22 protein-coding genes are annotated in these 22,340 nt (G+C 69.9%); 8 read left to right on the top strand and 14 right to left on the bottom strand.

Features of this window, described 5'->3' with window-relative positions:
- Positions 1-5 precede the first annotated feature (5 nt).
- Positions 6-752, bottom strand: a complete 747-nt coding sequence (locus KF837_24940) for a trypsin-like serine protease (GenBank protein ID MBX3230588.1) — start codon at positions 750-752, stop codon at positions 6-8.
- Positions 753-824: 72 nt separating this feature from the next.
- Between KF837_24940 and KF837_24935 the strand changes: the two genes are divergently transcribed.
- Positions 825-1,295 carry a hypothetical protein gene (locus KF837_24935; GenBank protein MBX3230587.1) on the top strand — a complete coding sequence of 157 codons (471 nt, stop codon included), beginning with the start codon at positions 825-827 and terminating at the stop codon, positions 1,293-1,295.
- A gap of 26 nt (positions 1,296-1,321) precedes the next feature.
- Here KF837_24935 and KF837_24930 read toward each other — a convergent pair whose 3' ends face one another.
- Positions 1,322-3,481 (bottom strand): sulfatase-like hydrolase/transferase, encoded by a 2,160-nt coding sequence (locus KF837_24930; protein ID MBX3230586.1) that lies wholly within the window; start codon positions 3,479-3,481, stop codon positions 1,322-1,324.
- Positions 3,482-3,819: 338 nt separating this feature from the next.
- On the opposite strand from KF837_24930, the gene KF837_24925 reads away from it, so the two are divergent.
- From KF837_24925 to KF837_24915, 3 genes are read left to right on the top strand one after another with little or no spacing between them, the layout of a single operon-like run.
- Positions 3,820-4,536: a lamin tail domain-containing protein gene (locus tag KF837_24925; protein MBX3230585.1), complete on the top strand. Its 717-nt coding sequence runs from the start codon at positions 3,820-3,822 to the stop codon at positions 4,534-4,536.
- Positions 4,533-5,597, top strand: a complete 1,065-nt coding sequence (locus KF837_24920) for a hypothetical protein (GenBank protein ID MBX3230584.1) — start codon at positions 4,533-4,535, stop codon at positions 5,595-5,597. The genes KF837_24925 and KF837_24920 overlap by 4 nt, the downstream gene beginning before the upstream one ends.
- 11 nt (positions 5,598-5,608) lie before the next feature.
- Complete coding sequence (locus KF837_24915) at positions 5,609-7,132, top strand: hypothetical protein (protein MBX3230583.1); 1,524 nt, start codon at positions 5,609-5,611, stop codon at positions 7,130-7,132.
- Positions 7,133-7,138: 6 nt separating this feature from the next.
- On the opposite strand, the gene KF837_24910 is transcribed toward KF837_24915, so the two are convergent.
- Positions 7,139-7,690 carry a BON domain-containing protein gene (locus KF837_24910; GenBank protein MBX3230582.1) on the bottom strand — a complete coding sequence of 184 codons (552 nt, stop codon included), beginning with the start codon at positions 7,688-7,690 and terminating at the stop codon, positions 7,139-7,141.
- 96 nt (positions 7,691-7,786) lie between these two features.
- Entirely contained in the window at positions 7,787-8,737 is a 951-nt protein-coding gene (locus tag KF837_24905) for a BON domain-containing protein (GenBank protein MBX3230581.1), read from the bottom strand.
- Positions 8,738-8,954: 217 nt separating this feature from the next.
- On the opposite strand from KF837_24905, the gene KF837_24900 reads away from it, so the two are divergent.
- Both KF837_24900 and KF837_24895 read left to right on the top strand, forming a co-directional pair.
- Entirely contained in the window at positions 8,955-9,113 is a 159-nt protein-coding gene (locus tag KF837_24900; protein MBX3230580.1) for a hypothetical protein, read from the top strand.
- On the top strand, positions 9,100-10,752 hold the full coding sequence (locus tag KF837_24895) for a hypothetical protein (protein ID MBX3230579.1): 1,653 nt from the start codon (positions 9,100-9,102) through the stop codon (positions 10,750-10,752). Before KF837_24900 ends, KF837_24895 begins: the two co-directional genes overlap by 14 nt.
- Before the next feature lie 53 nt (positions 10,753-10,805).
- On the opposite strand, the gene KF837_24890 is transcribed toward KF837_24895, so the two are convergent.
- From KF837_24890 to KF837_24875, 4 genes are all read right to left on the bottom strand, one after another.
- A complete protein-coding gene (locus KF837_24890) occupies positions 10,806-11,276 on the bottom strand; it encodes an OmpA family protein (GenBank protein MBX3230578.1) in 471 nt (156 codons plus the stop codon).
- A 121-nt stretch (positions 11,277-11,397) separates the two neighbouring features.
- Positions 11,398-11,826, bottom strand: a complete 429-nt coding sequence (locus KF837_24885; GenBank protein MBX3230577.1) for a hypothetical protein — start codon at positions 11,824-11,826, stop codon at positions 11,398-11,400.
- 14 nt (positions 11,827-11,840) lie between these two features.
- Entirely contained in the window at positions 11,841-12,599 is a 759-nt protein-coding gene (locus KF837_24880; GenBank protein MBX3230576.1) for a hypothetical protein, read from the bottom strand.
- A 3-nt stretch (positions 12,600-12,602) separates the two neighbouring features.
- Positions 12,603-13,328 carry a hypothetical protein gene (locus KF837_24875; GenBank protein MBX3230575.1) on the bottom strand — a complete coding sequence of 242 codons (726 nt, stop codon included), beginning with the start codon at positions 13,326-13,328 and terminating at the stop codon, positions 12,603-12,605.
- A gap of 55 nt (positions 13,329-13,383) precedes the next feature.
- Between KF837_24875 and KF837_24870 the strand changes: the two genes are divergently transcribed.
- Together KF837_24870 and KF837_24865 are read left to right on the top strand one after the other, a co-directional pair.
- Entirely contained in the window at positions 13,384-13,632 is a 249-nt protein-coding gene (locus tag KF837_24870; protein ID MBX3230574.1) for a hypothetical protein, read from the top strand.
- Positions 13,633-13,661: 29 nt separating this feature from the next.
- Complete coding sequence (locus KF837_24865; GenBank protein MBX3230573.1) at positions 13,662-14,819, top strand: class I SAM-dependent methyltransferase; 1,158 nt, start codon at positions 13,662-13,664, stop codon at positions 14,817-14,819.
- A 19-nt stretch (positions 14,820-14,838) separates the two neighbouring features.
- On the opposite strand, the gene KF837_24860 is transcribed toward KF837_24865, so the two are convergent.
- The 6 genes from KF837_24860 to KF837_24835 form a co-directional block, all read right to left on the bottom strand.
- Positions 14,839-15,561 (bottom strand): hypothetical protein, encoded by a 723-nt coding sequence (locus KF837_24860; protein ID MBX3230572.1) that lies wholly within the window; start codon positions 15,559-15,561, stop codon positions 14,839-14,841.
- Between the two features lie 118 nt (positions 15,562-15,679).
- Positions 15,680-18,775, bottom strand: a complete 3,096-nt coding sequence (locus KF837_24855) for a DUF3427 domain-containing protein (protein MBX3230571.1) — start codon at positions 18,773-18,775, stop codon at positions 15,680-15,682.
- 9 nt (positions 18,776-18,784) lie between these two features.
- Positions 18,785-20,158: a sigma 54-interacting transcriptional regulator gene (locus KF837_24850; GenBank protein MBX3230570.1), complete on the bottom strand. Its 1,374-nt coding sequence runs from the start codon at positions 20,156-20,158 to the stop codon at positions 18,785-18,787.
- A 143-nt stretch (positions 20,159-20,301) separates the two neighbouring features.
- A complete protein-coding gene (locus KF837_24845; GenBank protein MBX3230569.1) occupies positions 20,302-21,576 on the bottom strand; it encodes a FecR domain-containing protein in 1,275 nt (424 codons plus the stop codon).
- Positions 21,576-21,746 (bottom strand): hypothetical protein, encoded by a 171-nt coding sequence (locus KF837_24840; protein ID MBX3230568.1) that lies wholly within the window; start codon positions 21,744-21,746, stop codon positions 21,576-21,578. The genes KF837_24845 and KF837_24840 overlap by 1 nt, the downstream gene beginning before the upstream one ends.
- The coding region (locus tag KF837_24835; protein ID MBX3230567.1) for a hypothetical protein at positions 21,743-22,340 on the bottom strand (598 nt) is incomplete at its 5' end. The genes KF837_24840 and KF837_24835, both read right to left, overlap by 4 nt.

Below are 22,340 nucleotides of genomic sequence, written 5' to 3'. Positions count from 1 at the left end.
CGATCCTACGGACCGGCGTTGCGCTGCTGGCCCGTGGAACGCGGCTCGGGCTCGGCTTCGCGGAGGATGCGGGCGATGTCGCTGGCGACCAAGTCTACGCGGCCGAGGACCTCGATGCCGTTCGCGCCGCCGGAGTTGACCGCGACGATCTTTCGCGTGCCGGGGCGCTTCTCGTAGACCGGGCCGCCCGAGTCGCCGTTTTCGGCGACCTGGTCTGCGACGTAGCTGTTCGGGTAGCCGTAGAGCACGCCTCGTTCGAGCGTGACCTCGCGGCCGATGAAGAGGGCGGTGTTCGAGACGACGCCGTTTCGGACGCGGCCGACGTTGCGGACCTTCGTGTTCGGGCGCGCCATCTCCGTCGCGATGGTGGGGTACACGTCGAGCTCGATCGGGGAATCGAGCGTGAGCGCCGCGACGTCGATCGCGCGCGGGTTGATCACGCCCGCGCCCGTGTACTTCGTCCACGCCTTCGTGCTCCGCGCGCGCTGGCCGCCCGCGTACGGCGCCGTCACCGTCCACCGCGTCGCGCTCGTCACGCAGTGGCCGGCGGTGAGCACGACGCGCGGCGCGATGACGGTCCCCGAGCACGCCCCGCGATCGCTGTCGACCAGCACCGCCTCGGGGTAGTCGCGCGCGAGCTGGCCGCCGATGATCTCCTGCGCGTCGCTCGCGGGCTCGCTCGCGTCTGCGACGCAGCCGACGAGAGCGAAGAGAGCGAAAGGAGTAAGGAGAGCAAAGAGCGAATACCGCACGGCGGCGCCAGCCTGGCACGCGCCGGCCGCCGCGCTACCCCGTAATCCTGAAAAGACGGCTACGCTCGAGGCGTGAGCGGCCGGGAGTATTTCGTTTATACGGACGGCTCGGCGAAGGCCGGTGAAGGCGGGCCCGGGGGCTGGGGATTCCACGTCCGCGCGCCGGATGGCGGGGAGCCGCGCGAGGGGTGGGGCAAGGCGATCGGCACGCTCGCGAAGGCGATGGAGTATCGCGCCGTCGCGGAGGCGCTCGCCGCGCTGCCGGACGGCGCGAGCGCGCTCGTGTTCTCCGACAACATGTCGCTCGTCGAGAACATGACCAAGAAGCTCGACGTCTGGCGCCACAACGACTTCGCGAAGGTCGACCCCGTCGTCGTCGCCGACGTCCGCCGCATCGCCGCGCTCGTCGTCGAGAAGGGCCTCAAGCTCCGCTGGCAATGGCTCAAGGGCCACAACGGCAACGCCGGCAACGAACGCGCCGACGCGCTCGCGGCGCAAGGGGCGCGCGAAGCCAAGAGCGACCTCGCGCGCGGACGTCGATGACACGCACCGGCGCGCGATGACGCGGGTCAGCGCTCGGCCTGGATCGCGTCGCGGTCGTTGCAGCGAGCGACGTGGCCGCGGAGGAACGTCGAGAGCGCCGCGGCGACCGGGCGGAGCGAGGGGCAGCTCGTCGTGATCTCGCTCGCGTCGCGGACGAAGCTCGCCTTCTCCGCCGGCAGGAGCGAGCGCGCGTCGTCGTCGACGCCGTAGAAGTTCGCGACCGCGTCGATGCCGATCGCGTGCGCGTCCGCCGGCGCGCGCCAGTACGGGCTCGTGCGCTCGCCGCCGAGCGTGTGCCAGCGGCGCTCGGGCGGGAGTGCGCGCATGCCCGGCGCGTGAGAGAGGAGCGTGAGCACGAAGAGCGGCACGTCGTTCTGCGACCATGCGTGGCCGTCGAGCGCGGCGTCGAGCTCGCGCACGAGGGCGCGGAGCGCGTCGGGGCGCGCCGCGTTCGCGACGAGCGGCTCCGGGAGCAGGATGGCGAAGGGGATGCGCGCGTGCGCGGCCTCGACGTTGCGGCTCGGGTTGCGCCAGGTGAAAGGATCGCCGGTCGAGTGGTCCGCGCCGAGCACGAAGATGGTGCGGTCGTGGCGCGGCCGCAGACGGTCGACGAGCTCGCCGAGCGCGTGGTCGGCGTACGCGAACGTGCGGACGCGCGCGGCGTCGTCGTTCGAGCCGATGAAGCTCGGTGAGCTGCGCAGCGCCGCCGCGCGCGCCTCGACCTCGGGCGTCACGTCGTCGGGCCGCATGTACGGGATGTGGTTCGAGGCCGACATCACGAGCGTGTAGCGCGCGTGCTCCGGCGCGGAGGCGAGGACGCGGTCCGCCGCGTGCGCGTACACCGCGCGATCGGTCACGCCCTCCTGGCCGATCGGCGCGTCGCGAGGGAGCTGCATCGCGCCGGTGACCTCCGCGATGCCGTGACGACGAAGGAACGGATCCATGTCGTCGAAGCTCGGGTTGCCGCCGTACCAGAAGGAGCCTTCGAGCTTCGCGTCGGCGAGCAGGTCGGGGAGACAGCGCAGCGGGATCGAGCCGAAGTCGCGCGCGACCGAGAGGCCGTACGGCATCGTGCCGAGCCCGCACAGGTACGCGGAGAGGCCCTGCGACGTGCGCGCGCCCGCTTGCCACATGTTTCGCACGGCGATCACGGTGCCGTCGCCGCGCGCGGCCGCTTCGTAGAGGCCGTTCATGAACGGCGCGACGTCGCGCGGGGCGGTCGGCTCGAGCGCGTGGACGTCGTCGCCGCGGAAGCTCTCGAGCATCACCTGCCAGACGTCGATCGGGAGCGCGCGTCCCTCGTAGAGCTCCGCCGAGATCCGGTCGAGGAGCCGGAGCACGCGCGCCGCCTCGGGCGCGAGCGGGCGATGTCCGTTCGCGCCTTCGCGCGGCGGCTCTGCTCCGTCCTCGACGAACGATCGCGCGAAGGGATGACTGCTGCAGCGGATCGATCCCGCCGCGGCGGGCAGGCCGACGATCGCGGCGCCCTCGGGGGCAGGGGCGAACGTCGTCGTCTCGATGAGGCCGCGCATGCCGAGGCGCACGTTCTCTTGCGAGCGGCCGAAGCTCGAGAACAGGTTCACGAACGGCTCGCCGACGATGTGGCGATCGCTCACCGTCCGGAAGACGCGGACGTGCGGATCGAGCGGGGCCAGCGCGAGGAGCCACCCGAGCGTCGTCGCGCCCGCGAAGCCGCCGAGCACCGCGAGCTGGTTTTCCATCGGCCACGAGCGCGCACGCCTCCGCGCGACGAGCACGAGGGCGGCGACGGCGCTCGATATGAGGAGGGCTGGCACGTAGTGGCGGCGGCACTTGAGGAAGCCGATGAAGGTGCCGCCCGGCGTCGAGGCGTGGGTCGCGATCTGCACGTCGAACCAGGTCGCGTCGACGCCGCGCTGCACCTTGAACTCGGCCGCGGCCGCGGATGTGAACCAGACGAGGACAGCCAGGACGGCGAGGGCAGGGAGGAGGACCCTCATCGCACGCGCGTGGCGGACGAACAGGGCTCCTGCGAGGACGAGCAGCATCAGGACGCCGACGGGCCGTGCGAGATCGGAGACGTCACGCAGCGTTCCCGCGATCGTCACCTCGAGCGCGGAGTAGCCGAGCTGCGCTTGGTGCCGAGCGATCGCGATCCGGCCTGGCAGCACGGCCAGCGCTTCGATCGCGAGGGTCAAAGTGCCCAACGCGACTCCGGTTTTCGCCGACGAGCCCATCGGCAGGAAGTCTACGGCCGCGCTCGGGTAGCCCGTCGCGCAATACTACATAGCTCGAGCGTGTTTTATTTTGCTGCAGTGGAGCCGCAGGCGCAGCGCCGCTGGGGCGGGCGCGTATGCAATGAGATGTGCCAGTTCCCTTCTTCCCCCCACGTGGAAGAGAGACGCGAATGATCCAGCCCATTGCCGCGCGGGAAACGGAAGGTTTCCGTTTCGACATGGTTTTTCGGTTTGACGACGAGGCGTTCATACCGCAGACCATGAAGGTGCGGTTGATGTCGGATAAGGTGGGTCGCTGTGGGGTTGCCGTGGTGCTCGGCGCGGCGCTCGTCGCGGCGGCCACCCAGGCATGTACGCCGAAGTCGAAGGACGAGGCAGGTCCGACGCGCTCCGAGAGCGCGCTCGGCGAGACGACGTCGACGGTGGGGTCGGGCCTGGTCATCAGCCAGATCTACGGCGGCGCCGGCACGCGGGGAGCGCCGATGAACCGCGCCTACGTCGAGCTGTTCAATCGCACGAGGGAGCCGATACCGCTGCAGGGCCTCTCGATCCACTACGCCGGTCCGATCTCCGAGTTCGGCCTCGCCGGGCACCTCCCGCAGGACGCGGTCATCCCGCCGGGCGGCTACTACCTCGTCGGCTTCATCGCGGGCCAGGCCGGTCTCGATGTCCGCCCCGACGCCGCCGGACTCTCCGTGAGCATCCTCCCCGTCAACGGGAAGGTCGCGCTCGTGAAGACGCTCGTCGAAGACAGCGGCGACGCGCAGGCGCAGAAGATGGGTTGCGGCAGCGCGGACGCGGGCACCTGCGTCGGCAACGCGCGCGTGCTCGACGTCGTCGGCTACGGCGTCACGACCGACCACGAAGGCCCCACCACCGCGGACCCGCCGACGTTCAAGACCGCCCTCTATCGCAAGGGCGACGGCTGCATCGACACCGGCAGCAACAACGACGACTTCGAGGTCGGCGAGCCGAAGCCGCGCACGGCCGCGAGCCCGGTCCACGTCTGCGAGGGGACTCCGTGAAGCTCTCCCTGACGGCTCTCGTTTGCCTCGCGATCGCGGCGGCTGCGTGCGCGACCGCGCGCGAGCCCGACGTCGTCGGCGCGTCGGAGGAGGCGCTCCGCGAGCTCGCGCCGGAGGAGATCCTCGGCGAGATCAAGTACGGCGAGGCGAAGGAGGTCGAGCTCACCCCCGCCCCGAAGTTTCGCGCGTTCTGGTTCAACGGCGAGCGCGGCGATCAGATCCAGATCACCGCGGCGGCGACCGACGCGACGGACCCGATCCTGTGGTTCACCGACGAGCAGTTCAACACGCTCGCGGTGAACAACGACGCGCGCGTGACCGACACGAGCTCGATCATCAGCGGCCGCTACCTCCCGAAGACCGGGAAGTACTACGTCGTCTTCCGCGAGGTCTACGGCGCCCCGCGCGCGAGCTTCGTGGTCTCGCTCCGCAAGCTCGGCGTCCTCCCGGCCCACTGCGATCCCGACGGCGAGGGCACGTGGGACTCGGCCTGCACCGATCCGCTCGGCTACGACCCGTTCGACCCGGCGAGCTGCGCCGGCACCGCGCTCACCCCCGCCGAGGCGAAGACGCTCTTCGGCGTCAACGGCGGCTTCAGGCCCTCGCTCGCGCGCGTCTTCTATCGCACGCGCCAGTGCGTCGATCTTCCGTCGGGCAAGGACTGCAGCCCGTGGGCCTACGCCTTCGCGATGGACATCCGGCTCGTGACGGTCGCGCCGAAGGAGAACGCGCCCGGCGTGTACACCTTCTCCACCGACACGACCCGCAAGACCAAGATCGACTTCGAGCTCGCGGGCTCCGATCCGGTCCTCACCTCCGCCTGCGTCGACGGCCCCTTCGCGGCCGGTCCGCTCTCCGCCACCTTCGGCGAGGAGTGGTCGCAGTTCGCCGACGGCACCGCCGGCGTCTGCGCCGACGAGTCCGTCGTCCGCACCCGCTCCTCGATCAACGCCAAGATGACACGCACCTGCGCCCGCTTCGAGATGCCCACGATCAAGCTCGGCTCCGGTGAAGCCGCCCACTACACCGAGCTCTACCCCGTCCTTCACGCCAAGTTCTGAGAACCCATCCCATGACGCTCCTCGACAACAAGACGATGCGCCGTGTCCTCTCGGTGGGTCTCGCGCCGATCTCGCTCGCCGTCGTCCTCGGCGCGTGCGCGCTCGCCGCCTCCGACACCGCCTCCAAGAACACGCCGGCCGAGGCCGCCCGCGACGAGAGCTCCCCCGCGGACGACGTCGACGTCGGCGCGCCGAACGACCTCGATCTCCCGAAGACCCCGACCGGCCCCGGCGGCGAGGTGACGATCCCGACGACGAAGGGCGATCCGATCAGCTTCAAGTACATGGAGGTCGGCGACATCCGGCTCGCCGAGGGCGACATCGTGATCCCCGATCAGATCACGAGCGCGACGTCGCTCGGCCGCGCGTGGCCGGGCGGCATCGTCCCCTACGTCATCGACGCGTCGCTCCCGTCCAGCAACCGCGTCACCGACGCGATCGCGCACTGGGAAGCGAAGACGAAGATCCGCTTCGTGCCGCGCACGAAGGAGCGCGACTACCTGCACTTCCGCTCCGGCGGCGGCTGCTCGTCGATGATCGGCCATCAGGGCAATCGCCAGTTCGTGAACCTCAACACCGGCGAGGCGCCCTCGTCCGTCGCGGCGGTCGGCATCGACCGCACCGGCACGAGCGACCGCGTCTTCTGGTTCTACAAGCGCGGCTACGCGACGGCGGGCTCGCTGACGCGCACCGACTCGGCGTCGTCCCACTTCCGCTTCATCATGCCGCCGGGCAAGGCGCTCGCGGCGCTCATCGACGTCGCGATCGACCAGCGCGGTCACCTCTTCGCGTACTTCGACGACAGCACGGTCAGCGAAGGCACGCCGGAGGACTTCTCGGCGTACGCGCTCCCGAAGCCGTACGCGCTCGCGGCCGGCAAGGTCCCCTCCGACGTCGCGGGCTTCGCGATCGACCAGCAGAACGTCGCCTACGCCTATTACAAGGACGGCACGTTCAGCACCGGCGACGCGCTCGACCTCGCGAAGAACGACTCCGACACGACGTACACCCTCGCGGCGGGCAAGACGCCGGAGAACGTGCACAAGGTGGAAGTCGGGCGAAACGGCTTCGTCGTCTTCTACAACCTGATGGAGGACCACCCCGACGGCGGCGCTCCGTTCGTGAGGACGCTCGAGCACACGGTCGGCACGCGCGACGCGCTCGCGGTGACGGTGAGCACGATCGGCAAGACGACCTTCACCGGCAACTGCCCCACCGGCGCGACGATCCACGAGATCGGCCACGCGATGGGTCTCTTCCACGAGCAGACGCGGCACGACCGCGACGAGTGGGTGAAGATCATGTGGGAGAACATCCAGCCCGAGAACCGCTTCAACTTCGAGAAGCACTCGCTCGTCGTCGGCGCGGACATCGGACCCTACGACTTCCAGTCGATCATGCACTACGGCCCGAGGGCGTTCAGCTCGAACGGCAAGGACACGATCGTGGCGCTCGACGGCACGCAGTTCGTCGAGCAGCGCCAAGGCCTGAGCGACGGCGACCTCGCCGGCATCCGCGCGATGTACGGCGACTGAGCTGGGTCAGCGCTTCACGGTCAGCTTGTTGTGGACGTCGATGACGCCGGCGACGGCGTCGACGACGTTCTCCGCGAGGCGCTTCACGTCGCGGTGATCGACGGTGCCGGCGAGCGTGACCTCGCCGTCCGTCACCGTGACCTCGACGTCGCTCGCGTCGATGTCGTGATGATCGGCGAGCGCCTCCGAGACGAGCTCGCGGATGCGCTCGTCGGAGCGCTTGAAGCCCTTCGGTCCCTTGCCGCGGTGGCTCGCGCGCCGTTCGTCGCGCACGAAGCTCCGCGTCCCTTCGATCGAGAAGTCGCTCGAGAGCCCTTCGTTCGGGTACTGCCGCGGCACGACGGGCGGGACCATCGGCGGGCTGTAGGCCGTGCGGCCGCGCCAGCCGTCCTCGATGCCGCGGCGTGCGTCGCTTCGCCACTCGTCTTGTCCGCGGCGTCCGCGGTCGCGGTCGAGCTCGTCCTGGAGCTCGGCGTTGTGACGACCGAATTGCTGGCGCTCGTACTGCTCATCCCGGCGGCTGTTCATCTGGAGCTCCTCGAGCGATCGCGGCAGCAACGAGCGTTCCGCCTCGATTCGCGGCCGATCGCGCGGTCGAGCCCGCGCCACGACGGGGCGTGAGGGCCCCGACCGTGGCGCATCGGCTCGGGGCGGTCAGTGCGAGCGTGTCTGCTGGGCCTGGGGTGCGTTGCGTCCGTTGCCGCCCGTGGTCGCGGTCCCGCTCGTTTGCTGCTGCTCGCGGCGGACGCGGATCTGGTTCTGCACCTCGACGACGCCGCTGACCTCGTCGACGACGTCCTCGGCGACGCGCTTGAGATGACGCTCGCCGACGGTTCCGGAGAGCGTGACCTCGCCGTCTTTCACCGTGACCTCGATCTCGCTCGCGTCGATGTCGTGATGATCGGCGAGGGCCTCGCAGACCATCTCGCGGATGCGCTCGTCGGAGCGCTTGAAGCCTTTCGGCCCTTTGCCGCGGTGGCTCGTCAGCCCGCCGCCGCGCATGCTGCCGCCGAGGCCCTCGACGCGCCAGTCGCCGCCGTAGCCTTCGCGGCCGCGCACTCCGGCGTGCTCGTCGTAGCCGTAGCCGCGCCAGCCGCCTCCGACGAGCTCGTCGTAGCCGTAGCCGCGCCAGCCGCCGCTGCGCATGCCTTCGCCGTAGCCGCCCGCGCCGCGCCAGTCTTCGCCGTACCCTTCGCGGCCGCGCATCCCGAAGCGCTCGTCGTCGCGATACCCGCGCATGCCTTCGTACGTACCGCCGAAGCCGCGCATCTCCGTGTGGCCGCCGTATGCACCGTATGCGTCGCGGCCTCGCATCTCCGCGCGGTCGCCGTATGCACCGTATGCGTCGCGGCCGCGCATCTCCGCGTGTGCGTCGCGGCCGCGCATCTCCTCGCGGCCGTAGGTGCCGTGGCTGCCCATGGATCCGCGCGTGCTTTCGCCGCGGTAGTCGTCGCCGCGGGTCCAGCCGCCGCGCATGTTCATGCCGCGCGATTCGTCGTCGCGGCCGAAGCTGCGCTCGTCACGGTCGCGCAGCTCGTCTCCGAGCTCGGTGTTGTGCCGGCCGAGCTGCTCGCGTCCGTACTGCTCATCACGACGGTTGTTCATTCAGACCTCTCTTTCGGTCGCCGCCGAGAGCAATCGACGCGCCGTCGCGCATGCGTTCTCCACAACGCCGATCCGCCGACGAACGGGCGATGTCGTCGTCGCGCGTTCACGAACGCGACGCGCGCACGTGTCGAGTGCGCCCACGCCGACCGCGCGCGAGCGCACAGCGTCTCGATGCTGCGTCGCGCAGACCGACCGCCCGATCTACGCCGTGTGGATGGCATCCACGAAGCAACGCGCCGCCGCGAAGAAGAACATCAAGAAGGCCGCCGACGCCGCGAAGAAGAAGAGAACGATCGCGAAGCTCCCGAAGAAGACACGCACCTCCCTCGGTAAACAGATAAACAGGGTAAAGCGAGAAAATGTGGGCGCGTGAACGGCGTCCCCACTCTACGCGCCTCGCGCCTCGGCGGCGCCGGTTCGCGAGGGCAGAGTGGTGTCCCGCTCGGGCGCCTTGTCCCATTCTCGCGCGTCGCGTCACCACGTTTCGCGTGGCGCGCCTTGTCCCCTCCGTCACGCGTCGGAGGTGCCAGTTCCGCGAGGGCGGAGTGGTGCCTGCGCATTGCGGCGCACGGTGCGCCTTGTCCCCGCCCCCGCGCGTTGCGTCGCCGGTTCGGAGGGCAGAGTCGTGCCCTGCACGGCGCGCCTTGTCCCCGCCCTCGCGCGTCGCGTCGCCGGTTTCGCGAGGGCGGAGTGTCCCCGCGCGGTGCCGCGCTCGTGCGTCGGCGGCGCCGGTTTCGCGGCGGTTGCGCGACTGCGTCCCCCTACGCGCGCGCATCAGGCGCGGGGCCCTGGTGACCAGGGGTGCGAAAACACTCGGGATCGTGGTGCAAATGAAAATTTGCGAATTGAGACGCAATGGATGCGCACAATGTCGGTCTCTGGCGTTTGCTTCCTCACAGTTTCAGGGTACACGGCGGCCCATGAAGACCGCGCTCAAGCTCGCCCTGGCGTCCACCGGCATCCTCTTCTCCTTCGTCGCGTGCTCCGCGCCCGACGAGGACGTCGCGCAGGACCAAGCCGCCGCCAACGATCCGTGCGGGAACGGCACGCGCGATCCCGGCGAGCAGTGCGACGACGGCAACCGCTCGAACCTCGACGGCTGCAGCTCGACCTGCCAGTTCGAGCAGACCCACCGCCTCAACACCATCTCGATGATGTTCCAGACGGACGGCTTCTGTACCTCGAACGCGATCGGCGGCGCGATCAAGAGCGTGGCGCAGGGCCAGATCGGCGAGGCGCTCGGCGGCGCGATCGCGGACGGCACCATCAACGTGATGCTCGGCGCGGCGGGGCTCGCGGATCCGACCGGCGCCGGCAGCGGCTCCCTCTCGCTCTCGAGCTTCATGGGCGCGCCCTCCGGCACCGCGCTCGGGCTCGACGCGCTCTTCACCGCGAGCGAGGCGTCGCTCGACGCCGACCTCACGCCGCTCGTCTCGATGAACGCCTCCGTCTCCGGCGGTCAGCTCGCCGCCTCGGGCAACGTCGCCTTCTCGCTCGCGCTCGGCGCCGCTCCGGCCGACGTCAGCCTCTCCGGCGCGAAGCTCAAGGCCACCGTCGGCGCCGCGAGCGCGCCGGGCAACGTCCCCGCGAGCGTCGGCCTCGACCCGAGCCTCAAGACGTTCGCGACGCTCACGAACGGTCAGGTCTGCGGCAACGTCAGCGCCGCGTCGCTCGCCGCGGTCCCGGTGCCGGAGCAGCTCACGACCGGCAGCACGAGCTGCTCGCAGGGCTACACCACCTCGAACTCCATGCTCGACGTCATCGTCGGCGGCTGCCGCGTCTTCATCATCACCGCCCTCGGCGCGACCCAGCCGGACAAGGCCGACCCGACCGTGCCGGCCGCGGGCGCGGGCGCTCCCTACAAGCTCACGCAGACGGGCAACCGCGTCACCGGCTGCCGCGACAAGAACAACGCGAGCGTCCCGCTCGACGCGTGCCTCAAGTCGGCCGCGTTCTCGGCGGGGTTCAAGTTCACGAGCCAGCGCGCGAACGTCCGCGGCACGAGCGAATAGCGAATAGAGAGCGAGTAAAGAGCGAACGAAGAACGAGCGATCGAGCCGGGCGCTCAGCGTCGCGGCTCGACCTTCGCCTTCTCGTTCAGCTGGACCTCCACGCGGCGATCGGTGGACCACTTCTCGGGGTCTCCGCTCGCCGCGGCTTCGCCTGCCGTCTGCGTCGTCACGCGATCGGCGGCGATGCCCTGATCGATGAGGTAGCGGCGCACCTCCTCGGCGCGCTCGTGCCCGAGCTTCATGTTGTACTCCTCGGAGCCGCGCGGATCGGTGTGGCCGATGAGCACGATCGATTTGCCCTTCAACGGTCCGTCGATCATGCAGCTGGCGAGCATCTGCATCGTCGGCGTGGACTGCGACTTCGCCGTCGGCGACGCGACGTCGAAGTACGGCGCCGGCCCCGCGCAGACGCTGCCGATCCCTTCGCCGAGGAACACACGGTAGCGCTGCTCCGTCTCGAGCCGCGCCGCGCCGCGGCCGAGGTCCGGGCTCCGCGGCGGCGCGACCGCCTCGGTGAGCCCCACGTCCTTTTGATACGGCGCTGGGCTGTGGCATCCGAGCACGAGCGCACTCGGCGCGATCAGGAAACCCGCGGCAATGAGACGAAGTGTGGTCGCCATGCCTGCTCTACAGCAGGAGGCGTGCCTAGTTCTTCACGCACTGCGACAGGCCGGATGGGGCGATCGGCATCGGCGTGCACGTGCCGTCGAGGCAGTCGCCCGTCTGCGTGTTGCAGAGCTGTCCGCGGTCCGACTGGATCGGGCACGTCGTCGCGCACTGCGAAGACACGATGCTGTTGCCGTCCTTGAGGATGAAGCAGCAATCGCTGCCGGGCTGACAGTCCGAGGCGTCGTCGCAGAAGATCGGGTTCTTGTCCTCGCACGAGGGCGCGCACGTCGCGTCGGCCCAGCCGTCGCTCCCGCAGCAATACTCGTCCGCGCGGCACGTCTTGCCGTTGCACGCGACGGTGCGTGTCGTGCCGCCGGTGCCGACGTCGACCTCCTCCGGCTCGTCGTCACCGCACGCGCCAAGGACCAACACACCGACGAAGAAGAACGAAGAAGCGCGATGCACGGGTCGATCGTACCTCATCGCCCGCGCGCGAGAGAGGGCGGACGAGAGGGCGCGCGAGAGTGATGCTCGAGTTTCTCCTTCACGCGATCGAGGAGGAACCCGGCGGTGGGGCTGATCTCGAGCGCGAGCGCGAGCTCCCACGCGTCGATCTCCGGCGCATGGCGTCCGGTCGCGACGAGGCGCACGAGCGTCGCGTCGATGAGCGTCTTCGGCTTCGGCATCTCGTCGCACGCGCCGCCGAACCACGTGCGGTCCGGCGCGACGCGAAGACCCCAGCCGAGCGCGACGGCGGCGTGCGCCGCGCGGCCGGCGGGGAACGCGCCGTACCCGCCGCCGAGGCGGAGATCGAACATGCCCGCGGGGACGATCTCGACGAGCCGCATCAGGTCGTCGTCGTTCGTGCCGAAGTGCGCCGTCACCCCTGCCTCCGCGATCGCGCCGTCGCCGCCGCGCGTCTCCGCGTAGCCCCAAGGTCCGACGCGGAGCTCCGCGCGGTACCGCGTCGTCTTCGTCGCGCCCGCCGCGAGCGGAAAGGCGGACCACTCGAGCACGCCCGCCGTCAGCTCGAGCCCGACGCCGGCCCCGAGGAGGGTGCGATCGCCGAAGCCGATCGCGCCGCTCACCCATGGCGCCCACTCCAGCGTCGCGGGTTGGCAGTAGCGATTGAGCGACGCGACGCACGCGTGGAGCGGGCCGCTCAGCTCGATCTCCTGCGCGTTCGCGGGCGCGGAGACCGCGAGCAGCGAGACGCCGAGGAGCCACGCGGCTCGCATCGCTCAGTCCTCCGGGAGGAGCTGGGTCGCGCCGGCCCGCTGCTTCAAGAAGACGACGGTCGGACTGATCTCGATCGAGAGCGCGATCTCCCACGCGTCGATCGCCGGCGCGTGGCGCGCGGTCGTGACGAGGCGGACGACGGTGGCGTCGAGGAGCGTCCGCGGCTCGGGCCGTGGCGCGCCGCAGTCGACGGAGGTCGTTCGATCGGGCGCGACGCGGTAGCCCCACCCCAGCGCGAGCGCGTAGTGCGCCGCGCGGCCGGCGGGGAACGCGCCGTAGCCGCCGCCGGCGCGGAGGTCGAACATCCCGGCCGGGAGGAGCTCCGTCACCTTGTCGAGGTAGTCGTGGGTCGAGCCGACGTGGAGCGTGAGCCCGCCCTCTGCCACCGCGCCCTCGCGTCCGCGCGTCTCCGCGTAGACCCAGGGGCCGGCGCGGAGCTCGGCGCGATAGCCGCTGTCGCCGCGGAGGGGTGTCCAGCCCGCGTCGGCGACGAGTGGGGGACCCTTCCACGTGACGATCCCGCTCGTCAGCTCGAGGCCGAACCCCGCTGCCGCCGCCGCTCGTTCGCCGATCCCGAACGCGACGCCGCCGGCGATCCAGGGCGTCCATTCGAAGAGCGCGGGGGTGCACTGGCGCTCGGCGCTGCAGGTTTTCTGAGCCTCCTCCGCCTCCGCGACCGCGGGGGCGGCGAGGCAGGCGATCCCGAGGAGCCACGCGGAGCTTCGCATCGACCCAAGCGGGACCTTAGCCGGGGGTCGGACGTAAATGGGTCGAATTCCGACGATGACGGTGCTGGCGGTCCTCCTCGTGGCGTGCGGGCACGTGAACGCGAGCCGATACGAGAAGAACGGGGCCTATACGGTTTGCACATGTGAGGGCAACGAGCGGCAGCCGACGCCGAGCGAGGCGGATTCCATCCCCGACGACGAGCGCGTCGACGTCGTGTGCGAAGGGAAGGTTACAGCGTGTCATCCCGGGGATTTGCGCGACCCGCTCGACCCCCGGAAGAAGCAGCGCTCGGCGCTCGACTGAGCCCGTTCCCTCGACTACAAGGCGTCGCCATGAGCAAGACGATCGCCGAGTACGTGACCTTTTCGGATCGGAACCTCGCAGACCGCTGGTCGGGCAAGAAGGTCCCGATGTCCGACGTCTACGAGGCGTACATCGACGGTCGGCTCGACATCGAGAACGAGAAGTGGGACGCGTTCTTCGAGAGCCGCCACGACACGATGAGCTTCCGCCTCACGGACTCGCACGTGAAGTGGGCGGTCACGAACTTCATCCCCGAGGTGCTCATCCACTCGCGCTCGCAGGACAAGCGCATCGTCGGCGAGCACTACAACCGCGGGAACGACTTCTTCGGCTGGTTCCTCGGCGAGTCGATGGTCTACACCGCCGGCTGGTGGGGCGACGAGAACGTCCTCTCGCCCGAGAACCTCGAGCAGGCGCAGTACAAGAAGATCGATCGCTGCTGCGAGAAGCTCCACCTCAAGAAGGGCGAGACGCTCCTCGACATCGGCTGCGGCTGGGGCACGTTCGTCGCGCGCGCGGCGAAGCAGACCGGCGCGAACACGCTCGGCGTCTGCCTCGCCGAGGAGCAGGTCGCGTTCGGCACGCAGCGCATCGCCGACTACGGCGTGAAGGACAACGCGAAGGTCGAGGTCTGCGACTACCGCGAGGTGAAGGGGCAGTTCGACAAGATCGTCTCGCTCGAGATGGTCGAGCACGTCGGCATCAAGAACCTCGATCAGTACTTCGAGAAGGTGCACGCGCTCCTCAAGGACGACGGCATCTTCGTCCTCCAGTGGACGGGCATCCGCAACCTCTACAACCCGCAGAACCCGCTCAGCGCGGTGACGCTCAAGCCGGAGGACCTCATCTGGGGCCTCTTCATGAACCGCTACATCTTCCCCGGCGCCGACGCGAGCCTCCCGCTCTCGAGCATGCTGCGCGCGGCGGAGAACGCGGGCTTCGAGACGGCGGACGTCGAGAACATGAGCACGCACTACGTGAAGACGCTCCGCGCGTGGTGCGACCTCTGGGTCGCGAACCGCACCGAGGTCATCAAGGCCTACGGCGAGCGCTGGTACCGCCTCTGGAAGTTCTTCCTCCACTGGTCCGCCCTCATCGGCGAGCAGGGCACCGGCTTCACGTACCAGGTCACGTTCACGAAGAACGGCAACAACATCGACCGCCTCAAGCTCCGCACCCCGCGCTGAGCGGGAGCGGGCGCCGGCCTCAGAACGCGCAGGGCGACGGGAGCTGCGGGAACGTCGCGTAGTCCGCGCAGCTCACGGCGACGCTGTTGCAGTTCTGGAAGCGCTGGCACTGGTTGTTGATCTGCGTCTGGTGCCCGTCGAAGTCGGGCACGCGGTAGCAGCGCTGCACGTCGCGCCGCGCGTTGATGCAGTTGCGCGCGACCTTCATCACTCGCTCCACCGCCGAGCAGTCCATGCTGAAGTCGCAGCGCCCGCCCTCGGCGCAGAGCGTCTTCTGCAGCGAGTAGCGGCGATCGAGCTCGTCGCAGTCGCAGCCGTCGGCGAGGTCGGCCTCGTTGCACGTCCGCGTCTTGGTTCCGGTGCCGGTCTGCGCGGACTCGGAAGCGTGGACCTCGCTCGTCGTCGCGGCGCCCGTCGCGCTCCTGCAGGTGAGCCACATGACGGCGCCGGCCCCGAGCGCAGCGACCCACGACGCGGCCGCGCCGGCTGCGGGCGCGAGGCACGCCGCCTCGCCCGCGACGGTGACCGCCATCGCGACGCCGCAAGCGCCGGTGGTGTACGAGAGCGACACGGCGGCCCCGACCGCCGCGCCGCTCGCGACGGCGGCGATCGTGCAGATCTCGTCGCTCGAGATGTGCGAGGTCGTCTCGGACATCTCCTCCTCCTCCGCCGGCGGCTCCGCACACCCCACCGCGGTCGTCGTCACGAGAATCGTGCAGCATGCAAGGAGCGCCTTGACCATGCGACGACGATGAGCGAGCGGCGTGCCTCACGGATCACGCGCGAAACCCACGCATTTCAGACAAGCACACCTTTCCTCCGAGCCACGAGCACGCCCCCACGCGGATCCGGGGGTGATCTCAACCGGCCGCCAGCTTCGTCTCCTGGTAGAGCCACGCCGGCATCGGCCGTTCGAGGTGCCACTCGATCGCCATCGGCCTCGCGCCTTCGTGTTTTACGTACCGGCAAGGGCCGAGGAAGGCGTACGGCGCGGTGACGCCGGGACGGGTCTCGCGACGCTGCCGGAGGAAGAGCAGGATCGCCTGATCGCGCCGCACATGCTCGATGTAGCGGCGGCCCGTTTCGGTGTCGGCGTGGATGCCGCTCTGCGACTCCCAATGAAAGCGTTGCGGCGCCATGACGAAGTCACGGTACATCGTGCTCGGTGAGTATTCGGCTTCGCTCTTCTCGAGCGTCACGAAGAGGAGATCGGCGCGATGGTTCTTCGAGTGGAAGATGCCCTCACGCAAGCGCCGCACCGATCCGGTTTTCGTTCGCTCGCCGATCGCGGCCATGACCTCATCGAGCCCGTACGTCGCGTGGACGCGCAGGGGCAGGGCGGCGAGCCGACCTTCCAGCGGATGCGTGGAACCGCGACGGTCGTCGAGGAGCGCGAACAGCTCGGTGAGCTCTTTCATCACGGAGGGAAACGCGCGCAGCTCGTCCCACGCGCTCGCCATCTCGTCCAGCGAGCGCTTCGTCCAACCGAGCGCGACGAAGAGCATGCGCGCGACGGCGTCGCTGGCATTCGCCGCGCGTTCGAGGTGGAGGGCGTGCAGTCGGTCGGGATCGTCGATGTGAAGGAGTCGCGCGAACCTCCGCTCGATGGCGAGGAGCCCCTCGGTCTCCGGTGTGGCGTCGAGCTTCGCGCGGCGGCGCAGACGTGAGAAGGAGCGACCGGCTCGCACGTAGACGTCCTCGAGCTCGAGCCCGGTCTCCTGGAGAAAGGTCGCGAGCGACACGTCGCCGAGCGCTTGCAGGTCTTCGACGAGCCCGTCATCTCCGCGCCCGACCGACTCGCGGATGTTCGTGAGGATGGTGTCCGCGGCGACGCGATCGAGCTGAATGGAGCAGCCGGCGGGAAGGTTGGGGAACCCGCGCTCGATCTGCCTCACGATCTGTTGCCGCGTGCCGCCGACGAGCGCTCGGAACCGAGCGTCGAACCGGAAGCGACGGTGCGCGGTCCCGACGAAGTCGAGGACGGTGAGGCAGTCCTTGTCGCGTGTCAGGCGCAGTCCGCGCCCCAGCTGCTGGAGAAAGACGGTGGCGCTCTCGGTCGGGCGAAGGAAGAGGACGGTGTCGACATCGGGAACGTCCACGCCTTCGTTGAGGAGGTCGACGCTGAAGATGCAGCGCAGCTCGCCGGCCTGCAGCCTCGCGAGCGCCTCCGCGCGCTCCGACGTGGTGCTGTGGCGCGACAGCACCATGGATGCGAGCCCTGCTTCGCCGAAGCGACGAGCACAAAACCTCGCATGCTCGATGTCGACGCAGAATCCCAGCGCGCGCATCTGCATTGGATCGGTCACCCGGCGATGCACCTCCTGCAACACGCGCCGGATCCAAAGGTCGTTTGCGGTGTAGAGGTTTCGCAGCTCCGAAGGGTCGTAACCGGTGGAGGTCCATCGGAGTCCGCGGAGGTCGGTGTTGTCGCTCGTGGCGAAGTACTGGAAGGGCGAGAGCAGCCCCTGGTCGAGCGCCCTCCAGAGTCGCAGCTCCGCCGCGATCCGACCGTCGAACCAGTGCAGCACGCTCCGGCCGTCGTTTCGCTCCGGGGTCGCGGTCAGCCCGATGAGGTACTTCGGTCGAAGGTGGCGAAGGAGCGCGTCGTATGTGTCGCTCGCGGCGTGGTGGAACTCGTCGACGATGACGACGTCGTACGCGTCGGGCGCGAGCGCCTCGAGCCTCTCGCGGTGAAGTGACTGGATGTTCGCGAACACGTGCTCGTCGCGCCGCGGCGTCTCGCCGTTGCCGAGGCGCGCTCCGAAGCTCGCCTTCTGCAGGACGACGCGAAAGACGGTCAGGCTCTGCTCGAGGAGCTCGTGCCGGTGCGCGACGAAGAGGAGGCTCGCCTTGCCGCCGAGCTCGTCGCGGAGCCGGCGGTAGTCGAACGCAGAGATGAACGTCTTGCCGGTGCCTGTCGCGGCGACGATCAAGTTGCGTGTGTGGCCGCGTTCGCGCTCGGCGGCGACGCGCTCGAGCACCTCCGCTTGATGTGGCTTCGGCTCGACGTGAATCGCGAGGAGGAGGCGCGCCCGGTCGTCGGTCTGACGATCGACGACGGCGTCCCAGCGCTCCGGCAGGTACTCCTCGAACGTAGCGTTGGTCGTCCAGTAGTGCTCGAAGACTTGCTCGAAGCGGCGCAGGATCGGCTCGTTATCGACGCGCGAGAGACGCACGTTCCACTCGAGGCCATCGAGCATCGCGGCGTGAGAGAGGTTCGAGGAGCCTACGAAGCCGGTCGTGAACCCGCTCTCACGGTGAAAGAGCCACGCCTTCGCGTGGAGGCGCGTGCGGTCGGTGTCGTACGAGACCTTGAGCCGCGCCCCCATCGAGACGAGCGCGTCGAGCGCGCGCCGATCGGTCGCGCCCATGTACGCGGTCGTCAAGATACGCAGTCCGCCCGGCCGACGGGCGAGGAAGTCTCGCACCGCGTCCTCGATCACGCGTACGCCGCTGTGTTTGAGGAACGAGCAGAGCATGTCGACCTGGTCGGCCGACGCGAGCTCGCGCACGAGCTCGGTGCCGATCCGCACGTCGCGATGCGCGTTCACGAGGAGGTCGCTCGTACCGAGCGGGATCTCCGGGCGCTCCGGTGGGTGTGGCTCGGCCAGGCCTGCAGCGGTCGCTTCCACGATCGCGAGGAGCTTCCGCGCAGGCACGAGGACCTGATCCGTCGTCTCGTCGCCGGTGGCGGTCGCGAGGCACAGGAGGAGCTCGTTCGTCAGCCGGACTTGTTGCTCGACGCGCGACGAGTCCTCGCGATCCGGGAGCGAGCGGAGCGTGGCGAGTAGACGATCATGGACGATTCGTGCGAGCGCGACCGCCGTAGCGGCGTCGTCGTGACCGACCTCGGCGGAGAACGGTGTCCGAGTCGCCGGGAGGCGGGCGAGCTCACCATCGAGCGCGCGGTCGATCAGCTCGTCGTAGATTCCAGGGACGAGCCGCGCACCGCGCACAGAGCCAGCTTACTCCTTCGGCTCGCGCTCCGGGGTCGTCTGGTGGCGTTGCATCAGGCGGTAGAGGCTCATGCGGTCGATGCGGGCTTTGCGGGCGGCCTTCGTTACGTTGCCGCCGGCCCATTCGAGGAGCTCGCGGAGGTAGCGGCGCTCGTAGTCGACGATGACGTCCTCCTTGCCGTCGCGGAAGCTCTTCTCGAGGTCGATCGTGGGGTCGCCCGCCGGCGCCGCCGCGGCGGCGGGGGGCGCGTCCTGGCGGAGGCCGCCCATCACGATCGTGCGCTCGACGAAGTTGCGGAGCTCGCGCACGTTGCCGGGCCAGTCGTAGCGGCGCATGTCGGCGAAGAGGGCGGGCGTGAAGAGGGGCATGCGCTCGGCGGCGTCGAGGCTCTCGAGGATCGCGGCGACGAGGAGCTCGAGGTCGTCGAGGCGCTCGCGGAGCGGGGGGACGCGGAGCGTGACGACCGAGAGGCGGAAATAGAGGTCCTCGCGGAAGCGCGCGTGGTTCACCTCGCGCTCGAGGCAGCGGTTCGTCGCCGCGACGACGCGGACGTCGATCTTGCGCGTGCGCGTCTCGCCGACGCGGCGGATCTCGCCGGCCTCGAGCGCGCGGAGGAGCTTCGGCTGCATGTCGAGCGGGAGCTCGCCGATCTCGTCGAGGAAGATCGTGCCGTGCTGCGCCGCCTCGAAGGCGCCGACGCGGTCACGCTCGGCGCCGGTGAAGGCGCCCCGCACGTGGCCGAAGAGCTCGCTCTCGAGGACACTCGGCGCGATCGCGCTGCAGTCGACGATGACGAACGGGCCCTTGCGGCGCGGACCGCGGCGCACGATCTCCGTCGCGACGAGCTCCTTGCCCGTGCCGCTCGCGCCCTCGATGAGCACGTTCGCTTCGCTCGCGCAGACGCGGTCGAGCATCGCGAAGAGGCGGCGCATCGGGAGGGAGGAGCCGTAGAGATCGCCGAAGCTCGCCTGATCGAGGGTCTCGATCTTGGTCGGGACGGCGGCGTCCTCCTCGCCGACGACGATGAGGGAGTCGCCGAGCTCCAGCTTGCACTGTGGGAGCGGCAGATCGCCGTCGCGCATCGTCACTCCGTCGACGCGCGTGCCGTTCATCGACTCCTGATCGACGAGGCGCCACGAGCGCGGGGTGCGCTCGATGCGGGCGTGGAAGCGCGACACGGTCGGGTCCGCGAGGACGACGTCGTTCGTCTCGTTCGCGCCGATGCGGATCACGTCGCCCGGCGCGACGAACGTGCGCGAGACCTCGATGCCCGCTTCGCGCACGACGTGGAACACGAGGCGCGTGCTCGTCGTCGCGGCGCTGCGCGCGAAGCGTGGAGTCGTGCCTGCTTCCTTCACCGTCCCTGACATCATCGCCGTCATGACAAACCCTATTCCACGATCTTTTGGCCTTCAAACGCGTCCCCGGAGACACGTCGCGTCCGCGCGACGGTCGGGGAGCGGCCGCCGGCGCGGAAAATCCGAGGTGGCGGGCGGGGGTGTCGCGCCGGCGCGACGGTGTTCGGCTATTGCGGAGACGGAAAATCGTCGAGGCGATCGACGTCGAGGAACATCGTGGGGTCCGTCTCGGCCGGGGCGCAGCGGAGCCAGATCGGCTCCAGCGTCTCCGCGACGATCGGCGCCCTGACCCACGTGAGGCGGACGTTGCCGACGCGCATGCACGGCGCGTTCGCGGGCTCCACCTCGACGCGGCGATGCTCGGCGTCCTCCTGCGTGATGGTGGGGCGGACGACGAGCACGCGAAGGACGGCGCTGAACGGGCCCTCGAAGTCGTCGTCGATCGCGCTCACGCGGATCCAGTACCGGCCCGGTCCCGGCGTCTTGCCTTCGAAGCGCTTCGTCGCGACGGGGACCTTCTCGTCGACGACGAGCTCGCGGAAGAGGTCGTCCTTGCCGACCTGCACGTGCCACTCGGTCGGGTGTTGCTTCGCGTCCGCGGGCTCGTCGTACTCGCCGATGATCGAGGGCGTCGAAGACGCGCGCGCGAGGAGGACGCGCTGCGGAGCCTTCGTCCACACCGGCGCGGGCGGGAGCGGCTTCGGCACCGTGGGCGCCTTGCCGAGCTCCGCCTTCGAGCCGAACCCCGGCACCACGTCGCGCGTCGTGCCCTGCGCGGAGATGGAGGAGCGGCCGGCGTAGACCGCGAGGCGCGCGGCCTTCTTGTCGTCGGAGCCGACCTGCGCTTCGCCCTCGCGGACCCTCACCGCCGCGGCCGGGGTCTCTACCGCGATCGGCGCCTTGCTCTTCGGCGAGAGGAACGCGCGGAGGTGGCCGGTGACGAGGGAGGTGGAGGCGGTCGTGGCCTCTTCCTTCGACGCCGTGCGCGCGGCGGAGCGGACGTCGCCGAGGATGACGACGAGCGTGCGCTCGCCGAGCTTCACTTGCGACTCGTCGCGGAACGTCACGTCGGCGGAGGAGGAGGCCTCGGTGGAGACGCGGTTGCCGCGGAAGAGCGGGTCTTTCGGTTTGCCCGGGCGCGTCTCCGGCGTCAGGACGTCGACGCGGTTCCGGACCGTGGTGAGCCGCGCGTCCGGCGCCTCGTTCGAGGTGGGCTTCGGCGGGACGAGGATGACGGTGCCTTCCTTCAAGGTGTGCGGCGGAGGCAGCGCGCCGATGGCGGGGTTCGCCTTGTGCAGCACGTCGACGAGACGCGCGTCGCCGTAGTAGCGCTGCGCGATGCCGGCGCAGGTGTCGCCCGCCTTCACCGTGTGGCGCACCCCTTCTTCGGCGAACGCGGGTGCGGCGACGACCATCAGCGTGAGCATGAGCGCTCGTCGCATCAGAAGAGCCCGTAGACGAAGGGCGCGACGTAGCTGAGGCCGCCCGTGAGGAGGAGGAGGATCGAGGCGAGGAGGAGGATGACGAGGAGCGGCGCGAGGAAGAAGCGCTCGCGCCGCATGAAGTACGCGACGAGCGAGCCGACGGTGCGGAGGCGGGAGACGATCTTCACTCGGGCGATCCTCGTTCGAACAAGAGATCACCGATCAGCATGGCATCGGCGGGGTGCGCTGTGAAGAACGCCAGCGCGTCGGTCGCGTCGGCGACGATCGGCTCGCCCGCGCCGTTGAGCGACGTGTTGAGCACGACCGGCACGTCGGTGCGGCGGCCGACCTCGCGGAGCACGGCGTCGAGGAACGGCGCCGACGCGGCGGTCACGGTCTGGACGCGCGCGGTGCCGTCGACGTGCGTCACCGCGGCGAGGGCCTCGGGGTCGCGGACAGGGCACACCGTCGTCATGAACGGCGTCATGTCGTTCGGCGCGCCGTCGAACCACTCGCTCGCGCGCGTGTCGAGGACCGCGGGAGCGAAGGGGCGAAAGGGCTCGCGTCGCTTGATGACGCGGTTCAGGCGCTCGCGCACGGAGACGTCTCGCGGCAGCGCGAGGAGCGAGCGCTGGCCGAGCGCGCGCGGGCCCCACTCGAAGCGGCCGGTGCACGCCGCGACGATCTTGCCGCGCTCGAGGAGCTCCGCGACCGCGGCGGGCGCGTCGGTCACGCGGCGCGGGGTGAGGCCGAGCGCGCGCGCGGTCGCGGCGGCGTGCGAG

The organism is Labilithrix sp., from assembly GCA_019637155.1.
GTDB lineage: Bacteria > Myxococcota_A > Polyangia > Polyangiales > Polyangiaceae > Labilithrix.
Note: the sequence above shows the minus strand (reverse complement) of the source record. Positions and strands in the feature narration are given on the sequence as shown.

Bases quoted from the DNA above. Each gene is read 5' to 3' on its own strand.
- KF837_24865 (MBX3230573.1), top strand. From the start codon at position 13,662: ATGAGCAAGACGATCGCCGAGTACGTGACCTTTTCGGATCGGAACCTC.
- KF837_24915 (MBX3230583.1), top strand. From the start codon at position 5,609: ATGACGCTCCTCGACAACAAGACGATGCGCCGTGTCCTCTCGGTGGGT.
- KF837_24905 (MBX3230581.1), bottom strand. From the start codon at position 8,737: ATGAACAACCGTCGTGATGAGCAGTACGGACGCGAGCAGCTCGGCCGG.
- KF837_24870 (MBX3230574.1), top strand. From the start codon at position 13,384: ATGACGGTGCTGGCGGTCCTCCTCGTGGCGTGCGGGCACGTGAACGCG.
- KF837_24880 (MBX3230576.1), bottom strand. From the start codon at position 12,599: ATGCGAGCCGCGTGGCTCCTCGGCGTCTCGCTGCTCGCGGTCTCCGCG.
- KF837_24850 (MBX3230570.1), bottom strand. From the start codon at position 20,158: ATGACGGCGATGATGTCAGGGACGGTGAAGGAAGCAGGCACGACTCCA.
- KF837_24860 (MBX3230572.1), bottom strand. From the start codon at position 15,561: ATGGTCAAGGCGCTCCTTGCATGCTGCACGATTCTCGTGACGACGACC.
- KF837_24875 (MBX3230575.1), bottom strand. From the start codon at position 13,328: ATGCGAAGCTCCGCGTGGCTCCTCGGGATCGCCTGCCTCGCCGCCCCC.
- KF837_24895 (MBX3230579.1), top strand. From the start codon at position 9,100: ATGTGGGCGCGTGAACGGCGTCCCCACTCTACGCGCCTCGCGCCTCGG.
- KF837_24845 (MBX3230569.1), bottom strand. From the start codon at position 21,576: ATGCGACGAGCGCTCATGCTCACGCTGATGGTCGTCGCCGCACCCGCG.
- KF837_24900 (MBX3230580.1), top strand. From the start codon at position 8,955: ATGGCATCCACGAAGCAACGCGCCGCCGCGAAGAAGAACATCAAGAAG.